This window comes from Desulfospira joergensenii DSM 10085, from assembly GCF_000420085.1.
GTDB classification, from domain to species: domain Bacteria; phylum Desulfobacterota; class Desulfobacteria; order Desulfobacterales; family Desulfobacteraceae; genus Desulfospira; species Desulfospira joergensenii.
The window spans coordinates 957,365-975,339 of the sequence record NZ_ATUG01000001.1 but is presented as its reverse complement, the minus strand read 5'-3'; the positions used below and the strand labels follow the sequence as shown (position 1 = coordinate 975,339).

The following is a 17,975-nucleotide window of genomic DNA, read 5'->3' as shown; positions in this document are numbered from 1 at the left end:
ATATATGCCCGATTCCATCCCCCTTGAAAAAGAATTGTCCTATTCCAGATTCGATCTGATGAGTGAGAAGTATCCCAAAAGGACCGCCGTGGTATACCTGGGAGAACATTTTTCCTATGAAAGGCTGCGGAACTTGAGTGAACGCTTTGCCGGAGGCCTGGCCGGCCTGGGAGTCCAAAAGGGGGACAAGGTCCTGCTCTACATCCCCAACTGCATCCAGTGGGTGATCGCCTATTTGGGCATCCAAAAGGCCGGGGCCGTCCTGGTGCCGGTCTCCCCCATCTACACCTCCCATGAAATTCAATATATGCTCAATGATTCCGGGGCCAAAACCATTATCTGCATGGATACCAATTTCGGATATGTGAGGGAAACCTTTGAATCCACCCCGCTTGAACGGGCCATTGTCACCAATCTCACGGACCTGCTGCCCCTATGGAAACGGACCCTGGGTCTTCTCCTGGATAAGGTGCCCTCGGGCCGGGTCACCCGGGATGAACGGGTGATTCCCTTTAAAACCCTTTTAATAAACAGACCCCTGACCCAAAAACCCGCGCTCGATCCGCTGGCTGACCTGTCCTATATCCTCTACACCGGGGGAACCACGGGATTTCCCAAGGGGGTGCCCGGCAACCATATCGGCTCCACCTCCTATATCAACAACGTCACCTTTGACGTGGCCGGGGAGCATCTCAGGGAAGGAGAGGATGTCTATATCGCCATCAATCCCCTTTTCCATATCATGGCCCTGGGCTTTTTCATGGCCATCGGCCTGAACCGGGGCAATAGGGTGGTACTCATGCCCCAGCCCCAGGTGGACGCCATCCTGGAATCCATCCAAAGATACCGGCCCCGGTGGTTCCTGGGGGTGCCGGCCCTCTACCGGATGATCCTGGAAAACGACCGGCTGGACCAGTATGACCTGTCCTCGCTCCGCTATTGCTTCTGCGGGGGAGATGTGCTGCCCGGCAAGGTCATGAACCGGTTCAGGGAAAAATACGACCTGCCCATCTACCAGGTATACGGATCCACCGAGGCCGGCCACGTCACCTACAGCCGGATCGGAACAGAGCCTTCATCGGGATCCATCGGGTATCCCCTGAAAAGCCGGGAATGCATCGTGGTGGACCCCGTCACCCTGGAATGTGTGGAAGACGGTGAAAACGGGGAGCTCTTTGTCTCCTCTCCCTATGCCCTGAAAGAGTACCACGGCAAGCCCGATGAAACCCGGAGAACCTATGTGAAGGTCAATGACAAGCTCTACTGCCGCATGGGGGATTATGTCTCCTGCAGGCCCGACGGCGAACTGGTCTATATGGAACGGTCCGCCGATGTGATCAAGCACAAGGGATACCGGGTATCGGCCTCGGAGATCGAGGCGGTTCTCCAGGATCATCCCACGGTCATCAATGCCTGCGTCATCGGCATTCCCGATGAAAGGACAGGGGAGCGGATCAAGGCCATTGTGGTGCTCAAGGAAAATGCCCGGGGTGTGGGGGGAGTGGAATTGATCCGATGGTGCCGGGAACGCCTGGCCCCCTATAAGGTGCCCGGATATGTGGAGTTCAGGGATATGCTGCCCAAATCCAAAGTGGGCAAGCTCCTCAGACGCGAGGTTAGGGACAGCGAACGGAGAAAACTCATGAAAAAAACAGGGAGTTGAACCATGGAATTCAAAATATTGGTCGAAACCAGACGGAGCTGCCGGGCATTCACAGATACCCCGGTATCCCAGGAAGAGATAGAGGCCATTGTCCGGGCCGGGCAATGGGCCCCGAGCCCCCTGAATCAGCAGCCCTTCCAGTTCATTGCAGTGACGGCCCCGGAGGTAAAAGCCGGTATCAGGCAGGCCGGCATTTCCGCAAGGCAGGCGGTTGCGGATCAGGACGGTCCGGGCTGGGCCCAAAAGTACGGCATGGATTTTCTGGAATCCTGCCCCCTGATTCTGGTGGTGGTATCCGACCCGGCCCAGGGCGGGCTGGGAGCCTATTTTAACCAGCCCCACGGCGCCCTCCAGGCCGCATCTGCCTGTATCCAGAATATGATGCTCATGGCCGAGGACCTGGGCCTTGGTTCCCTCTGGTTTACTTTTTTTGATCCCGAAGAGATTAAGATCCTCCTGGATATCCCCGGGGATCTGGAGGTGGCCGGAGCCGTGCTCATGGGCACCCCTGCCGGGCCGGCCAAGGCCCCGCCCCGGAGAACACCCAAGGTCCATGAGAACCGGTTCACCCCATGACGCCCTTTTCCTGGCAGGTCTTTCTGGATCAATACCGGGACAGGATCGTGGAGGAGTGGCAGACCCGGCTGGCCACCGAGGTTTCCGAACTCTATGCAAGAAGACCTGCCCGGGAACTGACCATGACCACGGGCAAGGCCTGTGATGCATTCTGCCAGGTGCTGACCCATGGGGATTACACAAGGATAAACCGGTTCATCAGCGAGATTACCCGGATCCGCCTGGAAGCCGGTTTCCCCCTGGCCGACGTCCAGAAGGCCTTTGAGCTCTACCGGCAGATCCTCATCCCCATCCTGGTAAAGGACTCCCCCCCGGACCGGCTCTGCCGGAATATTGAAGCCCTCAATACAGGGCTTGCCTATACCATCCACAGGTTCTCCGGCCATTTTCAGAAGATGCATGAAACCTATCTTAAGGAACACGCCCGGAGCCTGGAACAGGACGTGGCCGCCAGGACCGTGGAATTAAAAGAGTCTGAGCAGCGCTACCGCCGCCTGGTGGAGGAAATCCGGGACGGATACCTGATCCTCCGTAAAGAGCGGATTGAATTTGTCAATCCTGCCTTCTGTACCCTCCACGGGGTCAGTTCCAGGGAGGCCCTGGGCCGCTCCTTTCTCTGCTTTGTGGCGGAGGATGACCGGGAAAAGGTCAGGCAGATCATCACCGGAGATATGATCCGGGGCACAGAGCCCGAAGCCTTTGAATTCCTGAGAAAGACAAGACAGGGGGCCTGTCTTCCCACGGAAATCAATTTCAGGCCTTCCCGGTTCAGGGGCCAGGAATATCACCTTTGCATTGTCAGGGATATCACCAAACGGGTGGAAATGGAGAAAAAGAGCCGGAAAATGGAGCAGATGGCCTATATCGGACATCTTACCGCCTCCTTGTCCCACGAGATCAGGAATCCCCTGTCATCGGTTAAAATGAACCTTCAGATCCTGTCAAAAAACAGGAGATTCACAGGCAATGATGAAAGGCGCCTGGCCATTTGTGAACGGGAGATCCGGCGTCTGGAGGGGATTCTCCAGCAGCTCCTCGATTTTGCCAAGCCGGTTTCCCTGAATCCTGAAAAAGTCGACATCAGCCGCCTGCTCCACGGCTGTGTTGAACTTTTGGAAGTGAAAATCTCCAAACAGGATATCCATTGCAGCATCCGGGAAGATCCCCATCTGCCTTCCCTGACAGCGGACCGGGCCAAGCTGGAGCAACTGGTCATCAACCTTTTGCTCAACGCCATTGATTCAGTGAAAGAGCAGGGCCAAATCCGGATCACCACCCGCTCCCGGGATCTGGATAAGATCTCCCATGCCGTTATCCGGGTGGAGGATGACGGCATGGGCATCTCCAAGGAAGCCCTTCCCCGGATTTTTGAGCCTTTTTATACCACCAAGACCGTGGGAACCGGCCTGGGCCTTGCCAACGTCAAACATATTGTCCAGGCCCACGGGGGCCGGGTAAGGGTCGAATCCCCAGAGGGCCGCGGCACGGCATTTGAAGTCTGTCTTCCCTTTTCCCACTGCCCGGCCGCCACCAGGGAAACCCGGCCGGATGCATTTCCCTCTCTGGTTTTCCCGGGAAAGAATAATTGACAAACCCACAGAAAAATAAAGGGCCTGGATCTCCCAAGGTTTTATATAGCTGTTCTCAAAACAACCTTCCGATTCGTGCCGGGAGGAGCAAAGATTTTGCGCTCATTCTCGAAAATCATCCATGATTTTCTCCGGGGAGGGATCCCTTCTCCAGCGGCTTCCTGCCGCCCGAAGGAATCCAATCCGCGAAAACCTCTGCTCCTCCCTGAGTCTGGGCTCAGTCCAAATCTAAGGTAAAAATAAAGGCACCTGCTTTTGAGAACCGCCATAGAAGATCCGGGCCATCTGATCCCTGACTTAAAAGCCGGTTTTTACTTTGGCTTGGCTTTCTTTTTTGTGTAAAACCTTATACATGTCTATACAAGTTCCCTGGTTTATGTTAAAAGAAATCAAAACCATAAACCCGACATAAAGGAAACAGATATGAGAAAAATAGTCGAATGTGTTCCCAATTTTTCCGAAGGGAGAAACGCAGAAACCATTGAGGCCATTTCAGAGGCCATCAGAAAGACCCCGGGATGCAGCCTTCTGGATGTGGATCCGGGGAAATCTACCAACCGGACCGTGTACACCTTTGTGGGATCTCCCGAAGCCGTGGTGGAAGGGGCGTTGAATTCAGCCCGGGTGGCCCGGGAAAGAATCGATATGACCACCCACACCGGGGAGCACCACCGCATGGGCGCCATGGATGTCTGCCCCTTTATCCCGGTGGCCAACGTGACCATGGAAGAATGTGTGGAAATTTCCAAGGAGTTCGGCCGGCGGGCCGGTGAAGAGATCGGCATCCCCATCTACCTCTATGAAGAATCCTCCACCCGGGAGTACCGGAAAAAACTGCCCCAGATCCGGGAGGGCCAGTATGAGGCGGTAAAAGACCGCATTGTCATGCCTGAATGGAAGCCGGATTATGGACCTGCCAGGTTCATCCCGGAATGGGGGGCCACGGTCACGGGGGCCCGGTTTTTTCTCATTGCCTATAACGTGAATCTTCTGTCCACCCCCAACCAGGCCCACCGCATCGCCCTTAACCTGAGGGAAGCGGGCAGGGGACCGGATAAGCCCGGAAAGTTCAAAGAGGTCAAGGGCATGGGCTGGTACGTGGAAGATTACAATCTGTCCCAGGTCACGGTGAATCTGAACAATTACCTGGTCACCCCGCCCCACGTGCTCTTTGAGGAGGTGAAAAAAGAAGCCGCCCTCCTGAACGTGGCGGTCACGGGTTCCGAGATCGTGGGGGTCATCCCCCTGGAGGCGGTTCTCCAGGCGGCGGATTACTATATTGAAAAGGAAAACCTCTTTGTCCTGGATGAGGACCAGAAGGTGAGACTGGCCGTTGAACGGCTCGGTCTCAACTCCGTGGCCCCCTTTGATCCCAGGGAAAAGATCATCGAGTACATCATCGAAGAGGAAAAAAACGAACCCCTGGCAGGGCTGTCGGTGAGGGGGTTCATTGAAGAGGTGGCAAGGAGGAGTTCAGCCCCGGGCGGGGGATCTGCCTCTGCCGCCATTGCCGCCATGGGCGCAGGACTGGGCTCCATGGTGGCCAAGCTGACCCTGGGGGTGAGGAAGTTCGAGGATGTGGACGCCAAGATGAGAGAGCTTGTGCCCCCCCTTCACCATGCGGCCAACAGTCTGATCCCCATGATCGATGCAGACACCGATGCATTCAACGATTACGTGTCTGCTTTGGGGCTTCCCAAAAACACGGATGAGGAAAAGGCCTTCCGCAATGAACAGCTTCAGCTGGGGCTGAAAAAGGCCATTGAAATTCCGCTGACCACCATGAAGACCGGGGACCAGGCCTGGGAGGCCATGGCTCAGGTGGCCAAATACGGCAATTTCGCCTCAAGGTCTGATGTGGAAGTGGGGGCCCGGGCCCTGGAAATGGGAATCTGGGGAGCCTATAAAAACGTGGTCATCAACATGAAGGACGTCACCGACGAGACCTATAAAAAAGAGACCATGGCCCTGGCCGAATCCATAAAAGACCGGGCCGCAGATATGTGCGAAAAAGTCTTGAAGACATTGGAAGACAGAGCCTGATCCTGCCTGACAGAGCCGTCCCGGTTTCCAATGGGATCCCGGGACGGCTCCAGGGCCAACTCATAAAAAAAACGGCCCGTCTCTGACTGCCTTTGTCGCGGGCCATTAGCTGTTTGGCACGCAAACTCTTCTGTGACCTCTTCGTTCCTGCCTAAAAGCGACTACTGGTAAATCTAAGCAACGCCCAAGAAGGTCCTTGAAAAAGAGAGCCTTGATAGACATAGTCAACGGGCTCATGAATGTGGGTATTTCTTTTACTTTCCTGTACTTGGGCAAGTCATGTCCGGGACTATTTAAAATAAATATTTTTTATACAATTAATAATTTTCTTATTGGTATTTTCAAAATCATTCTCTAATTCTATTACTGGGATATTGTCTTTAAGGTTAAGGGGCAAATTGACATGACCTAATTTTAAAAAAATCATATTCGATTTGCCAGAGTAGTATCTTTCAAATGCTAAGTTTATTTCATTAATTATCCAATTGGATTTTAGAGAATCTTTCGAAAAAAGTATCATCAATATATCAGAATTTTTTAACCCAGAATTAATTTTATCAGATATACAATCTCCTGGCTTGATTTGGTCTTCAAAATGCCAAACATCATAACCATATTTTTCGAGATTGTTTGAAATTTTTTTTACATAGCCAAAATCATCCTTTGAAGATGATATGAAAATTCTTATTTTATCATATTCGTCAATAGAAAGTATTTTCTTGACTGCTGTATTAAGAATATTTAGCGAGTTGTCATCTTTAAAATATTTATATAACCGATGAACAAAATCAGATTTGGACTCATTCAAAGAATTGTATGATTTAATTGAAGGCTCTAAATAATCACACAAATCCTCTATCTCATACAAAGAAAGATTTTTTAAAACATTAAAAATATGATCTTTTTTGTCGCTTTTTATTTTTCCAGGCGCCCATGATTTTGGGAAAAGTTTTGGTCTAAATTTATTATCTTTTTCTATTGTTAAAGAAATTTTGGAACCGTGGCCTTTAGTCCATTCACCCGATTGCGAATCGTATTGACGAGTCAAAATTTGTATTACACTATTTTCTTTTATTTCTATTATCTGGTATTCACGATTTTGAAATGATGATCTCCAACGTTCTGGAGATATTGTGCCCGCAGCGACATTAATATGTTTCCCGTATGAAGTTTGGTATAGACTCCAATTAAACCCTGGGATATGACCTCCGGCATGCAAAAGTAAATTGACAGACCATTCATTCATAAAATCTTGAAAGGCATTACTGTTTCTAAGGTAATGATCACCAACTAAAGTTGTATCCAATCCATGATGCGAAACTGCAATCAAAATATAATTATCTAGATTGTATTTAGATAATTGTCGTGAAAAAAAAGAAATTTGCTTTTTATCGATATAGCCGTAACTCGATTTTTTATTTGTATTAGAAGTAGAATTGAAGCCCATAAATACGACTTTATTAGTTTTATCAATATTGAAGTACGGTATAGAAGCAGAATTTGATAGCGTGTTCGAAAGAAAATCTTTGAACTGACTTAACGTTTTATTATGGATGCAATTAGAATCAAAATCTAACCAACTATTGTCATGATTTCCAGGAACTATGATAGTGTTATTTGATTTGATATTAGTTGAAGTCCTAATAGTATTTATTATTTTAGATGCCATATAATATTCATTTGGCTTTGCTGAAAAACTTATGTCTCCTGAAATAACAAGAAATTTATTCGCTTCTTGTACATCGTTAGAACAAATCCGAATATCTTGACACAATGACTTATACCATTCGTTAAAATTGGTATGGTAATTAAGATTATCACTCTCTCCAAAATGCAAGTTTGATATATGGATGATTATATATTCATTCATAGCACTATCTCATAATCTTTGATCTTATTAAGTGTTTGTATTGCATCCTCAAAAGTGCCAGTGTCAGTCGCTTCTGAAATGAATGTTAGAATTTCAACGATAGTGATGGCCAAAATCTTAGATGATTGAATTAGCTCTTCTCTGCTTTTTGTAATATGGCTGAATTGCCGTTTTCCTATCCAAGTTGTATAATCAGGTTCAAACTCCGCTATTGAACTCAAAAAGTTTTCATCATGCAGTCTTTTTAATAATGAGTTGAACTTATGCACAACTGATAAGGATATGGCTCTAAGATAGGATATCTCTTTTGGGTCATCATGGGAAGATTTGAATACCATTCGCCCTGGGAGAGGTATTTGATCAATTTTAGGCTCGAGTATCTTTATTATCTCATCAAAAACTTCTGGGATTTGATTCCTTATCAATGCATGTATTGGATTATTTGGATCACCAAAGGATGATATTTTTAAAGTTGATGGTGATGACATTTTACGTATTGATTGACTAATTGTAAAATTATTTGCAGAAACACCAATTGCAATTTCAGAAATGGAAAAAAGTGTTGCGATATAAAAGAATTCTCGTAATGCAAAAAGTTTTAATATTTTTTTATTATTTAATTTTCGACCAGAATTAGCCAAACGACCTATAATTTCTGTACAAAACGCGTTTTTTAAATTTTCTAAAGAATTTGTTAAATTTCTAAAATCTAATTCGTTGATGTTTTGCGTGTAACCATATTTCGTTATTAAATCTTTTTTTAGTTGATCGACAACTTCATGTTGACACAAAGCCCTTCCTTCGGTTAGGAGTTGTAACGCCCTAATTTCATAATCTTCATTAAAAAGTTCGTTGGTTGATAATACTGGATAAGCGGGGGATATATCAAAGTCAAAAGTATCATTTTCAATTTCTTCTCTATGGTCAAATAGAAGAGCTTTATTCCCGATTACTATTTCTTTTATAAATTTCCGAATTATATTTACAACATCGTTGTCTTTATTTCCTTCATAGAGATAAAGAATATCATAATCTGAAAATTTTGAAGCTCCATCAAGACGTCCATAGGACCCAATAGCCACGATTAAAATATTTGGTAAGTCTAAAGACGTTGAAACCTTGGCTGAAATCAATGCATTACCGAAAAGATTGAGCATAACCTCAGATTCTTGACTCGCTTTAAGAGCATTTTCAGTAAGCATACGAAAACGATATGGTATGCTAGATAAGAAACACTGCTCGAAATTATTGCAATCGCGCATAATTCTCCTGATTTTTGTCCATCTTTTTTGGTACTCTATCTTTCACTCAATACGACAGGCACAAGTAGCTGAACTATCCCGTTACCTTCAGCGATTCGATATTGAAACGCATATCATGTCGAAACTATAGGCAATCGAAGCGGCTATCATCTGATATTTATCAAATTGCATATCAGTATGGATAGACCCTGTAAAGTAAATTCTCAGGAATTTAGATTTGCTTAATACCCCATCTTCCACTTGTGAGCAATTATGGTATCATTGTTGACCGCCACCGATTTTTGAAATGGCAGGACTGGAAGAAGCAATGTTGGATCCACGGAGTTTTGTATGATTTTCCTCACTGTGAAAATGAGTGCGATGGGGTAGGGGACTTGCTGCCTCTTCCGCGAAAGCAATACAAATGAAGTGAAGGAATGCCTTTTACCGTCTACCCATTCAGAAATTTTTCCAGGGACAGGGATTTTAGAACCCGTGCATCCAGGGAGACGGTCAAAAGCTGCAGGATCTCCAGCAGCCGGCGGACTTCTTCCCGGGTAACGGATTTTACAGAGGTTATTTTGAGGATTTCAGCAGACCCCATTTTCAGGATTTCATAGAGGTTATGATCATCCAGGGGGGATGGCGGAAAGAACGGGGATTCACAGCCCAGAAGCCTGGCCTTTCCCTGGATCTCCCAGAGCCTGATGGAGGCCCTTTCCCGGGCAAGGTCCGTAAGATCTTCCGGGGAAAGTTCTGCCAGACCGGCAATGGTTTTAATCCCGTGTTCCGCGAAAAAATCGGCCCAGTCCCGGTCGACCCCCTTGATGTCCGATACCGGGCCTGGGCCGAAAAGTTCCAGAAGGGGCCGCCCGGGTTCCACAGGCTCAATGGGGTCACCCAAAAGGCGGGCCTGGAGGGTCGGTCCCAGGTCCATCTCCACCTCCCATCCGTCGGCCAGGAAGGGGTAGCGCTCGGAAATGACCGAATCCGCTCCCTCTTCCTGGCCGAAACGGACCCTTACCCGGTCCACCCGGACCAGGGAGGCCTCATGCCGGGCCAGGGCCAGGGACTGGGAAATTTCCCGGACCAGGAGGGTGACAAAATCCCCCATGGACTGGGTTATGGGTTCCGGTTCATTCATGTGACGGTTTTAAATGTGATCTCCACTTCTCCGTATACATTGGCCTTGACCTGGGTACTCTGGGGAGAGGTGTCATCGGCCTGTTTCACCATGAGCTTGACATTGGGCAGGATCCTGGCCTTGGGCAGGGTGAATACGCTCTTGATGCCCGTTGTCCCAAGGGAGGCCCTGGACAGGGAACTCAGGTCTCGGGCCGGGGCGGCGCTCAGATCCCCGGGGGTTTGGGAGTCGGTTTCCTGGGTGGTTTCGGTCAGGTGAAAGGTCAGCTTTCCGTTGATCCTTCCCGAGTCCACCAGGACCCGGGGAAGGCCCCTGGCCATGATCTGCCGGACGATTCCCAGATGTCTGGATGCCAGGTTCAGCCGGATCCGGTCCAGGATCCGGTCGGCCCCGGTCTGGGTGAGGATCGGGCCCTTCTCCCCTTTTTCCAAATCGGCTTTTTCCAGGCTCATTCCCAGAACAGAGAGAAACGGCGGATTCTCTTCCTGATCTCCCTTGGCCGGGAAATAGGGGGACCCTGCATAAAGGCACGTCTCCTGCTCCTTGTCGATCCCGGACCGGGGAGGAAAGAGCAGGGCGGTTTCCTCGGCTGCCTCATCATCCCCGATATGGAGGTCTGCGTACTCCTCCTCGGTCAGGGCCGCAGAGGTCACCATCCGGGCATACCTCTCCTCCTGGTCAACCTGGGTGGTGATGACCGAATCAAAAACCTCGGACATCAGCCTGGCAATGAACTCGGCAAATCCGACTTGAACAGGTGTTTCCAGATCAGCCATACCTTACCCCCTATTGGTTAAGCGGCAGATAATCGGTTTTGATGTTCAGGGTGACGCCTCCGAAGATCTGGACCCGGGAGCCGGAAATGTCCCTCTGGGTTTCCTTGGTGGTCCGGATATTGATGCTGGAGTAGGCAGTGGAGGCCGAGGCCTTTGCCCATAATGAAACCAGCCCCCCGGTCCTTGCCTTTGCCTTGAACCGGAAGGAATCCCGGTGATAGTTGCTGGAGTTTTTCTGGTAGAAGCTGGATCCGTAGGTGGTGAACGTCAGCCGGGTTTCAATGCAGCCGCTTTCCACCACGATGCGGAGGATCCCCTGCTTGACCATCTCCTTGAGCAGGTCGTACTTGTTGGCGGCCAGCCGGATGGCCACGGCATCCATGATGGCGGTGACCCCGTTCTGGTCCAGGGCCCCGTCACCGGCCACTTCGTTGTTGCCGGTGACCCCTGCCTCGGCCGGAACGGACAGGGCCTCGTTCAGGGCATCGGCATCGTCACTGGTGAGATTGGTTCCCGTGACCACCTTGGTGGGGGTGTCTGCGGTTCCGGGATTTTCCGGGGGAAGAACCTGGGCCAGGAATTGCAGGATCTGCCCGCCGTCGATATCGTCCTTTGTATTGTTGATGTAATCGCTCAGGGACTCGGACACGGCCTTGAGAAGTTCCACATAGGCCTCTGTCTGCCGGATATTGGCCGACACCAGGGCGTCGAATACATCCGTGACCAGTTTGCAGGTGAATTCGGGAAATCCGATTTCATCCAGTCTTGCCGCTTCGGTGACCGCGGCGCCTGTTCCGTTTGCCATGTTTGCCTCCTTTGTTTTTTTCTCCATTTAGGCAGGATTCCCCATGGAACTGAACGGGAAAAAAGAGAGAACAAAGAATCTGGCAGAAGATCTGAACCGCTTATCGTAAGATAGATTGTAAAATGGAGTAGATTAAAATACCTGACTACCATAAAGCAGGATTCCGGGGTTTGTCAATAAAAATCCTGAAAAGACCGGGGTCGGGTACGAACACCTTCCCAGGGAAGATCGGTTAAAGATTGACAGGGGGGTGGATTTATATTACGGCTATATAAAAGCTATTTACAAGCCATAAACGGATCAGGAGGGCCCATGAGAGAGGTTGTGATCGCAAGTGCGTGCAGAACGGCCATCGGACGGTTCGGGGGGACCCTTTCCCCTTTAAGCGATATTGACTTTGGACCGGTTCCCATCCGGGAGGCGGTTCAGAGGGCCGGACTGGCCGGGGGCCAGGTCGACGAGGTGATCTATGCCTCGGGCTACCGGACCGGGGATTTGCCCATCAATTCCGCCCGGGTGGTGGCGGTCAGGGCCGGGATCCCGGAAGAAAAACCCCAGTTCACCATCAGCAAGGCCTGTGCCGGAAGCATGAAAGCCGTTGTTTTGGCCGCCCAGGTGATCCGTTCCGGGGATGGGGAGATCATGGTTGCCGGGGGCATGGAGAGCATGAGCAATGCCGCATTTATGCTGAAAAAGGCCCGGTGGGGCTACCGCCTGGGCCACGGGCAGCTTCTGGATCAGCTCATCTTGTTCGATCCCTTGAGCGGCAATACCATGGGCGAAACCGCCGAGAATGTGGCTGAACGCTACAATATTTCCAGGGAGGACCAGGACCGTTTCGGCCTGAGGAGCCAGACCCTGGCTGAAAAGGCCATCCAAAGCGGCCGGTTCAGAGAGCAGATCGTACCTGTTGAGATTCCCCAGCGAAAAGGCGATCCCAAGATTTTTGATACGGACGAGCATCCCCGGGCCAACACCACCATGGAGACCCTTGAAAAGCTAAAACCTCCCTTTAAGAAAGGGGGCAGCGTTACAGCGGGCAATTCCAGCGGCATGAACGACGGAGCCTCTGCCCTGGTGGTCATGTCCGGGGAAAAGGCCCGGGAACTGGGCATAGAACCCATGGCCGGGGTCGTCTCCTATTCCTCCGTGGGGGTGGACCCCGCCCACATGGGAATCGGACCCATCCCGGCCACCCGCATGGCCCTGGAAAAGGCCGGCCTGAGAATGGAGGATATGGGTCTTATCGAATTGAATGAGGCCTTTGCCTCCCAGTCCCTGGCCTGCATCCGGGAGCTTGAAATGGACATGGAGCGGGTCAATGTCAACGGCGGAGCCATTGCCCTGGGTCATCCGGTCTCTGCCTCGGGCGGGGTGATCCTGACCAAGCTTCTTTACGAAATGAAGGCCCGGGAGGTGAGATACGGCCTGGCCACCCTCTGCATCGGCGGGGGCCAGGGCATGGCCCTGATTCTGGAAAGAAATTGATCCGGGCCTGGAACCGGTAATCCCATTTTCTTTCTTGTTCCGTCCATGGGAATTCTGTATGGTTCCGGTCATGAAAAAATCATCCAAGAACCGGCTTACCCCGGGCCAGCAGTCCCTGTTTCCCGGGGAGAGCCTCTTTGACCGAATTGCCCGGGCCGTGTGCCGGGCCGGGACACTTCCCAGAAAAGAGCTTTACGAGACCTGGGAAATGGCCAGGAGGGTGAGAAGACAGTTCAGGGGCGGCCGGATCCTGGACCTGGCCTGCGGTCACGGGCTTCTGGCCCATGTCATGCTGCTCCTGGACAGAAGTTCAGAAACCGCCCTTGCCGTGGATCCCCATATCCCGCCCAGCGCAGAGAAATTATCCAAAAGCCTTACAGAGACCTGGCCCGGGCTGGAAAACAGGATCACCTATCTTAGGATGTCCATCCAGGAGGTGGAGATCCTGCCCGGAGACCTTGTGGTCTCGGCCCATGCCTGCGGCCCTCTAACCGACCTTGTCCTGTCCAGGGCCGTTGAAAGCCGGGCCCGGGTAGCGGTCATGCCCTGCTGCCACGACCTGAACCTTTCTTCCACGGGGGCTTTGGACGGGTGGATGGAAAAGACCCTTGCCGTGGATGTTGTCCGGGCCGTCAGACTGCGGTCAAGGGGATATCGGATCATGACAAAAAAGATTCCGGAAACGATCACCCCCAAAAACAGATTGCTCATGGGAGAATATGAAGCAGATGAAGAATAGTCCATGCCTTGGATCAAGACTCCTGAAACTTTTACCGCCGGGAATTCTGGTATGGCTGTTTTTATGGACAGGCGTTTCAGGTCCCGGCCTTTGGGCGATTGAAAATCCAATTGTCCCGGTGGCTGTATTTTCCATGGAAGAACTGGGCGGGCTGCCCCGGGGCTGGGATGAACTGGTTTTTTCGGGCATCCCGGAGCATACCCGATACAGGGTCGTTTCCCAGGATAACAGGCAGGTTCTCAAGGCAGAGAGCCGGGGAAGCGCTTCCGGGCTGATCCGGCACATCCGTATCGATCCAAGAACCCATCCTGTCGTACACTGGCGGTGGCGGGTGGACAATATCTATGCAAAGGGAGATCTTACCCAAAAAAAAGGGGATGATTATCCGGCCAGGATCTATATCAACTTTGCCTTTGACAAAGAAAACGCCTCCTTTTTTGACAGGTTTGCCTACGGCCTCGTGAAACAGAAATACGGGGAAGATGCTCCTTTTACCAGCATCAATTATATCTGGGCCAGCAAGGCGCCCAAGGGCAAAATCGCACCCAATCCCTATACCTCCCAGACCATGATGATCCCGGTGGCCTCGGGCCGGGAAAACCTGGGGCAATGGGTGGAGGAAAAACGAAATGTATTCAGGGACTACCAGGCGGCTTTCGGCCGGGAACCCACCATGATCAACAGCATTGCCGTCATGACCGACTCGGACAATACCAAAGAGTCTGCAACCGCCTTTTACGGGGAGATCTGGTTTTCAAGTGAGGAATAACCTTTTTCTTCCTGAAAGAATGATCCTAGGGGGTGTTCCCACGGATATGGCCGAACGCCGGGTCATGTTTCCTTCTCTCATCTTCGGTCCAGTCGATGCGGCTCATGAGACCCCGGATAATCCTTACGTCCCTTGATGTGAGGCCGGCCGTACCAAAGATCCGCCTGAAGGCCCGCAGCAAATGATCCGGGTTCTGGGGATCCAGATAATCAATGTCCAGCAGGGTCTTTCTCATGTGGGCGAACATGGATTCCATCTCCTGCCCGGTGGCGATTTTTTTCGGGGACGGATCTGAAAAATTTCGCACAGCATCGGTTTTCAGGGAGATTTCGTAGAGCAGCACGGACAGGGCATGGCTCAGGTTCATGGAGGAATAATCGTCATGGGTGGGAATGGTGATGAAATGCTGGCAAAGATCCAGATCTTTGGTTTCCAGACCCGTGTCTTCCGGGCCCATGACCAGGGCGCAGCGGGTCTGATCCTCTGTTTCGGCAATACGGGCGGCAGCCGTGGCCGGGGTGAAAAAATTTTTCCGGTATTTGCCGAATCTCCGGGTGGTGCCGAAGGCCGAGTTCACATCGTGGAGGGCCGATGCCAGGTCCGGGAAAATCCCGGCGGTTTCCAGGATGGGAAAGGCGCCCAGGGCCATTTTTTTGGCCTGGAGTCCTTTAAAGGATTTGCAGGGGGCCACAAGACGCAGCTCTTTGAATCCGAAGTTCATCATGGCCCGGCAACAACTTCCGATATTGATGGGCCCCTGGGGTCTCACCAGAATAACAATTAAATTTTCAGGTTTCATTTTTCTCCAGTATGATATGGATGATTACACCGCATTCCAGCCCAAAGGGCAGGTACCCGGCATATCCCAGCAAGGGCATTTCAAATAGATGAAAGGCCTGGACAAAGGGCACGCTATACTCCCACCGGGCCAGGCTGTACATGTTGAACATCTCCCAGAATCCGCCGCAGACAAGGGCGGCCAGACCATAGGCCACCACAGGAGTGAAATCGCCAGATCTCACCGGAGTCAGCACATGGGTTCGGCCCCCGAGAATCAAAAATCCCAGGATCATGCCCAGGGGGCTGATCCAGACAAAGGGAAACAGGAGATCCGGGAAAATGCCCAGAAAGATAAGGACACTGCCGGACAGAACCAGGAGACAGAGACCAATGGCCGGGGAATCCAGGCTTTTCAGGGGGAGGCCCTTCCTGAATCCCCTCTTGAACAGGTCAAAGCTCAACAGATATGCCCTGACGCTCTCCACGGCCGGCAGCACCGTTGAAAAACTCAGGGTGGCCAGCAGAAAGTATTGGAAAGCCGCGTATTGGCTGCCCGTATAAGACCAATTGCCCACAAAGCGGTTTAAATATTCAAAGGTCCACCAGAAGAGCGCGGAAACCGGAAAGAGGACAAAGAATTTTAAATTTTCCAGGGGGCAGGTCCCCTGTCTTTTGTAAACCATTCCGTTAATGACCAGGATCAGGCAGAACCACAGGGGGAAAAAGGTATGGGCCTGGAAAGGGGAAAACCAGTCCCTTCGGGTCCAGGCCAGTATCCAGAACAGAACCAGGCCGGCGGATGCCCCGGTTCCCCATCCGGGAAAGGGATAGTTCAAACGTTTTCGGCCCGGGGATTCAAAGTCCAGGGCCTTTTTAACAAAGGGATATAGAACAGACAGGATGAACAGGGCCGTGATGGTGAAAACCAAAGGGGAAAAAGGGGCATGAGAGATTACCACCGGTTTGGGCGGAAAGGCCAGATACCCGGCCCAGGAGTTCCCGGCCAGGATCATTCCGGCCAGGGGTAAGGCCAGAATCAGCATGCCGGGCAGGCAGATATGGATCAGAAACAGCTTCATGGAAATCCCCAAAAACCGTATCCAGCAATCTTACTTCTAAAATCTAAATTCAAAAATTATCTGTCCCTTGTGTCGAGGATCAAGGTAACCGGGCCGTGGTTGACCAGGGAAACCCTCATCAGGGCCTGGAATTTTCCCGGGGATGTCGGTATGCCGGTTTTTTGGGTCTGCTCCATGAAGTACTCATATAGATCTTTTGCCCGGTCCGGGGCTTCCGCCTGGGTAAAGGAGGGGCGCCGGCCTTTTCTGCAGTCGCCGAGAAGGGTGAACTGGGACACCACCAGCAGTTCACCGCCCACATCCTTGAGGGAGAGATTCATCTTTCCCCGGTCATCCTCAAAGATCCTCAGGTTGACGATCTTATCTGCCAGGAAATCGGCATCCTTTTGGGTATCTCCTTTCTGGGCGCCCAGGAGGACAAGGAGACCGTTGCCGATTTCCGAGATCTTTTCCCCGTCCACATCAACCCCGGCCCGGGTTACCCTCTGTACCACCGCCTTCACTGATCTGCTCCTCTTGTGTCATCCTTCATCCATCCACCTTCATCCTTTCAAGGGGCCAGTCCGTATCAAATCCCATGGATTCCAGCAGATCAACGGCCCTTTTCACATTTCCTCCGGCCTGGTCTGCAGAATGGGCGTCGTCCCCCGGCACCATGGGAATGCCGGCCGCCCGGATCTGCTCCATTATGGACCGGGTGGGGTAGGGTTCGTCTTCCCCCCGGGAAAGGGGCCGCAGATTCAGGTCCATGACCAGTCCCAGGCTTTTGATCAAATTCAGGTTCCGGTTGATTTTTTCCTGGATGGAGGGATCAAGGATTCTTTTTTTATAATCGGGATCAAAGATCCGGATCAGATCAAAATGGCCGACGACAAAGGGCTTCAGGGTCTGGATCATCTCAAACTGGCAGTCAAAGTAATCCCTGTACATGGCCTCGATCCCGCCGTATTCCTCTGCAAGACCATTGTAGATCTCCCGGGAAAAGTCAATGCATCGGCCCTTGAGATGGTGGACCGATCCCACAATATAATCGGGCCGGAACCTCTGGATCAGGTCCCTGACCTGGTCTGGATATCCGTGCCAGACCTCGGTTTCCATTCCTCTGAAGATCCGGATTTCAGATCCGTACTTTTCCTTTAGGCGGTCCAGGGTTTCAAAATACCGGAGAAAGCGCTGCCGGATATCCCGGGCCGTGAGACCGGCTTTGATTTCTTCGGGAAAGAGAAAATGATCTTCCAGGGGGGGGATATGCTCGCTGATCCCCACCTGCTTGAAGCCTTTTTTTATGTACGCCTGGACAATCTCTTCCAGGCGGTCCCGGGCATGGTTGCAGAACTCTCCGGAGTGCCCGCCGTGGAGGGATATGAGCTTTGTATTTTCCATGGATCGTTTTTATCATCAAACCCCGGCTGA

At 51.4% G+C, this 17,975-nt stretch carries 16 protein-coding genes; 7 read left to right on the top strand and 9 right to left on the bottom strand.

Annotated elements, in window-relative coordinates:
- Positions 1-4 precede the first annotated feature (4 nt).
- From F608_RS0104855 to ftcD, 4 genes are all read left to right on the top strand, one after another.
- Entirely contained in the window at positions 5-1,663 is a 1,659-nt protein-coding gene (locus tag F608_RS0104855) for a class I adenylate-forming enzyme family protein (protein WP_022664494.1), read from the top strand.
- Between the two features lie 3 nt (positions 1,664-1,666).
- Positions 1,667-2,239 carry a nitroreductase family protein gene (locus F608_RS0104850; protein ID WP_022664493.1) on the top strand — a complete coding sequence of 191 codons (573 nt, stop codon included), beginning with the start codon at positions 1,667-1,669 and terminating at the stop codon, positions 2,237-2,239.
- Complete coding sequence (locus tag F608_RS0104845) at positions 2,236-3,828, top strand: ATP-binding protein (RefSeq protein ID WP_022664492.1); 1,593 nt, start codon at positions 2,236-2,238, stop codon at positions 3,826-3,828. Before F608_RS0104850 ends, F608_RS0104845 begins: the two co-directional genes overlap by 4 nt.
- 423 nt (positions 3,829-4,251) lie before the next feature.
- Entirely contained in the window at positions 4,252-5,871 is a 1,620-nt protein-coding gene (gene ftcD, locus F608_RS0104835; RefSeq protein ID WP_022664489.1) for a glutamate formimidoyltransferase, read from the top strand.
- Positions 5,872-6,160: 289 nt separating this feature from the next.
- Here the strand turns inward: ftcD and F608_RS0104830 are convergent, their stop codons facing one another.
- The 5 genes from F608_RS0104830 to F608_RS0104810 all read right to left on the bottom strand — a co-directional run bounded on the left by F608_RS0104830 (position 6,161) and on the right by F608_RS0104810 (position 11,707).
- A complete protein-coding gene (locus F608_RS0104830) occupies positions 6,161-7,741 on the bottom strand; it encodes a TIR domain-containing protein (protein WP_022664488.1) in 1,581 nt (526 codons plus the stop codon).
- Entirely contained in the window at positions 7,738-9,003 is a 1,266-nt protein-coding gene (locus tag F608_RS0104825) for a hypothetical protein (protein WP_022664487.1), read from the bottom strand. Before F608_RS0104825 ends, F608_RS0104830 begins: the two co-directional genes overlap by 4 nt.
- Before the next feature lie 430 nt (positions 9,004-9,433).
- On the bottom strand, positions 9,434-10,126 hold the full coding sequence (locus tag F608_RS0104820; RefSeq protein ID WP_022664486.1) for a hypothetical protein: 693 nt from the start codon (positions 10,124-10,126) through the stop codon (positions 9,434-9,436).
- Complete coding sequence (locus tag F608_RS0104815) at positions 10,123-10,902, bottom strand: hypothetical protein (RefSeq protein WP_022664485.1); 780 nt, start codon at positions 10,900-10,902, stop codon at positions 10,123-10,125. The genes F608_RS0104820 and F608_RS0104815 overlap by 4 nt, the downstream gene beginning before the upstream one ends.
- 10 nt (positions 10,903-10,912) lie before the next feature.
- Complete coding sequence (locus F608_RS0104810; protein WP_027362487.1) at positions 10,913-11,707, bottom strand: hypothetical protein; 795 nt, start codon at positions 11,705-11,707, stop codon at positions 10,913-10,915.
- Between the two features lie 312 nt (positions 11,708-12,019).
- On the opposite strand from F608_RS0104810, the gene F608_RS0104805 reads away from it, so the two are divergent.
- From F608_RS0104805 to F608_RS0104795, 3 genes are read left to right on the top strand one after another with little or no spacing between them, the layout of a single operon-like run.
- Positions 12,020-13,195: a thiolase family protein gene (locus F608_RS0104805; protein ID WP_022664483.1), complete on the top strand. Its 1,176-nt coding sequence runs from the start codon at positions 12,020-12,022 to the stop codon at positions 13,193-13,195.
- Between the two features lie 58 nt (positions 13,196-13,253).
- Entirely contained in the window at positions 13,254-13,934 is a 681-nt protein-coding gene (locus tag F608_RS0104800) for a methyltransferase (protein ID WP_022664482.1), read from the top strand.
- Positions 13,924-14,703 (top strand): DUF3047 domain-containing protein, encoded by a 780-nt coding sequence (locus tag F608_RS0104795; protein ID WP_027362485.1) that lies wholly within the window; start codon positions 13,924-13,926, stop codon positions 14,701-14,703. Before F608_RS0104800 ends, F608_RS0104795 begins: the two co-directional genes overlap by 11 nt.
- Positions 14,704-14,728: 25 nt before the next feature.
- Here F608_RS0104795 and F608_RS30755 read toward each other — a convergent pair whose 3' ends face one another.
- From F608_RS30755 to F608_RS0104775, 4 genes are read right to left on the bottom strand one after another with little or no spacing between them, the layout of a single operon-like run.
- Positions 14,729-15,502 (bottom strand): RNA methyltransferase, encoded by a 774-nt coding sequence (locus F608_RS30755; RefSeq protein ID WP_022664480.1) that lies wholly within the window; start codon positions 15,500-15,502, stop codon positions 14,729-14,731.
- Positions 15,492-16,562, bottom strand: coding sequence for a hypothetical protein (locus tag F608_RS0104785; RefSeq protein ID WP_027362484.1), 1,071 nt, complete (start codon positions 16,560-16,562; stop codon positions 15,492-15,494). Before F608_RS0104785 ends, F608_RS30755 begins: the two co-directional genes overlap by 11 nt.
- Positions 16,563-16,618: 56 nt before the next feature.
- Entirely contained in the window at positions 16,619-17,065 is a 447-nt protein-coding gene (gene dtd / locus F608_RS0104780; protein WP_022664478.1) for a D-aminoacyl-tRNA deacylase, read from the bottom strand.
- A gap of 25 nt (positions 17,066-17,090) precedes the next feature.
- Positions 17,091-17,945, bottom strand: a complete 855-nt coding sequence (locus F608_RS0104775; RefSeq protein WP_022664477.1) for a histidinol-phosphatase HisJ — start codon at positions 17,943-17,945, stop codon at positions 17,091-17,093.
- Positions 17,946-17,975 lie beyond the last annotated feature (30 nt).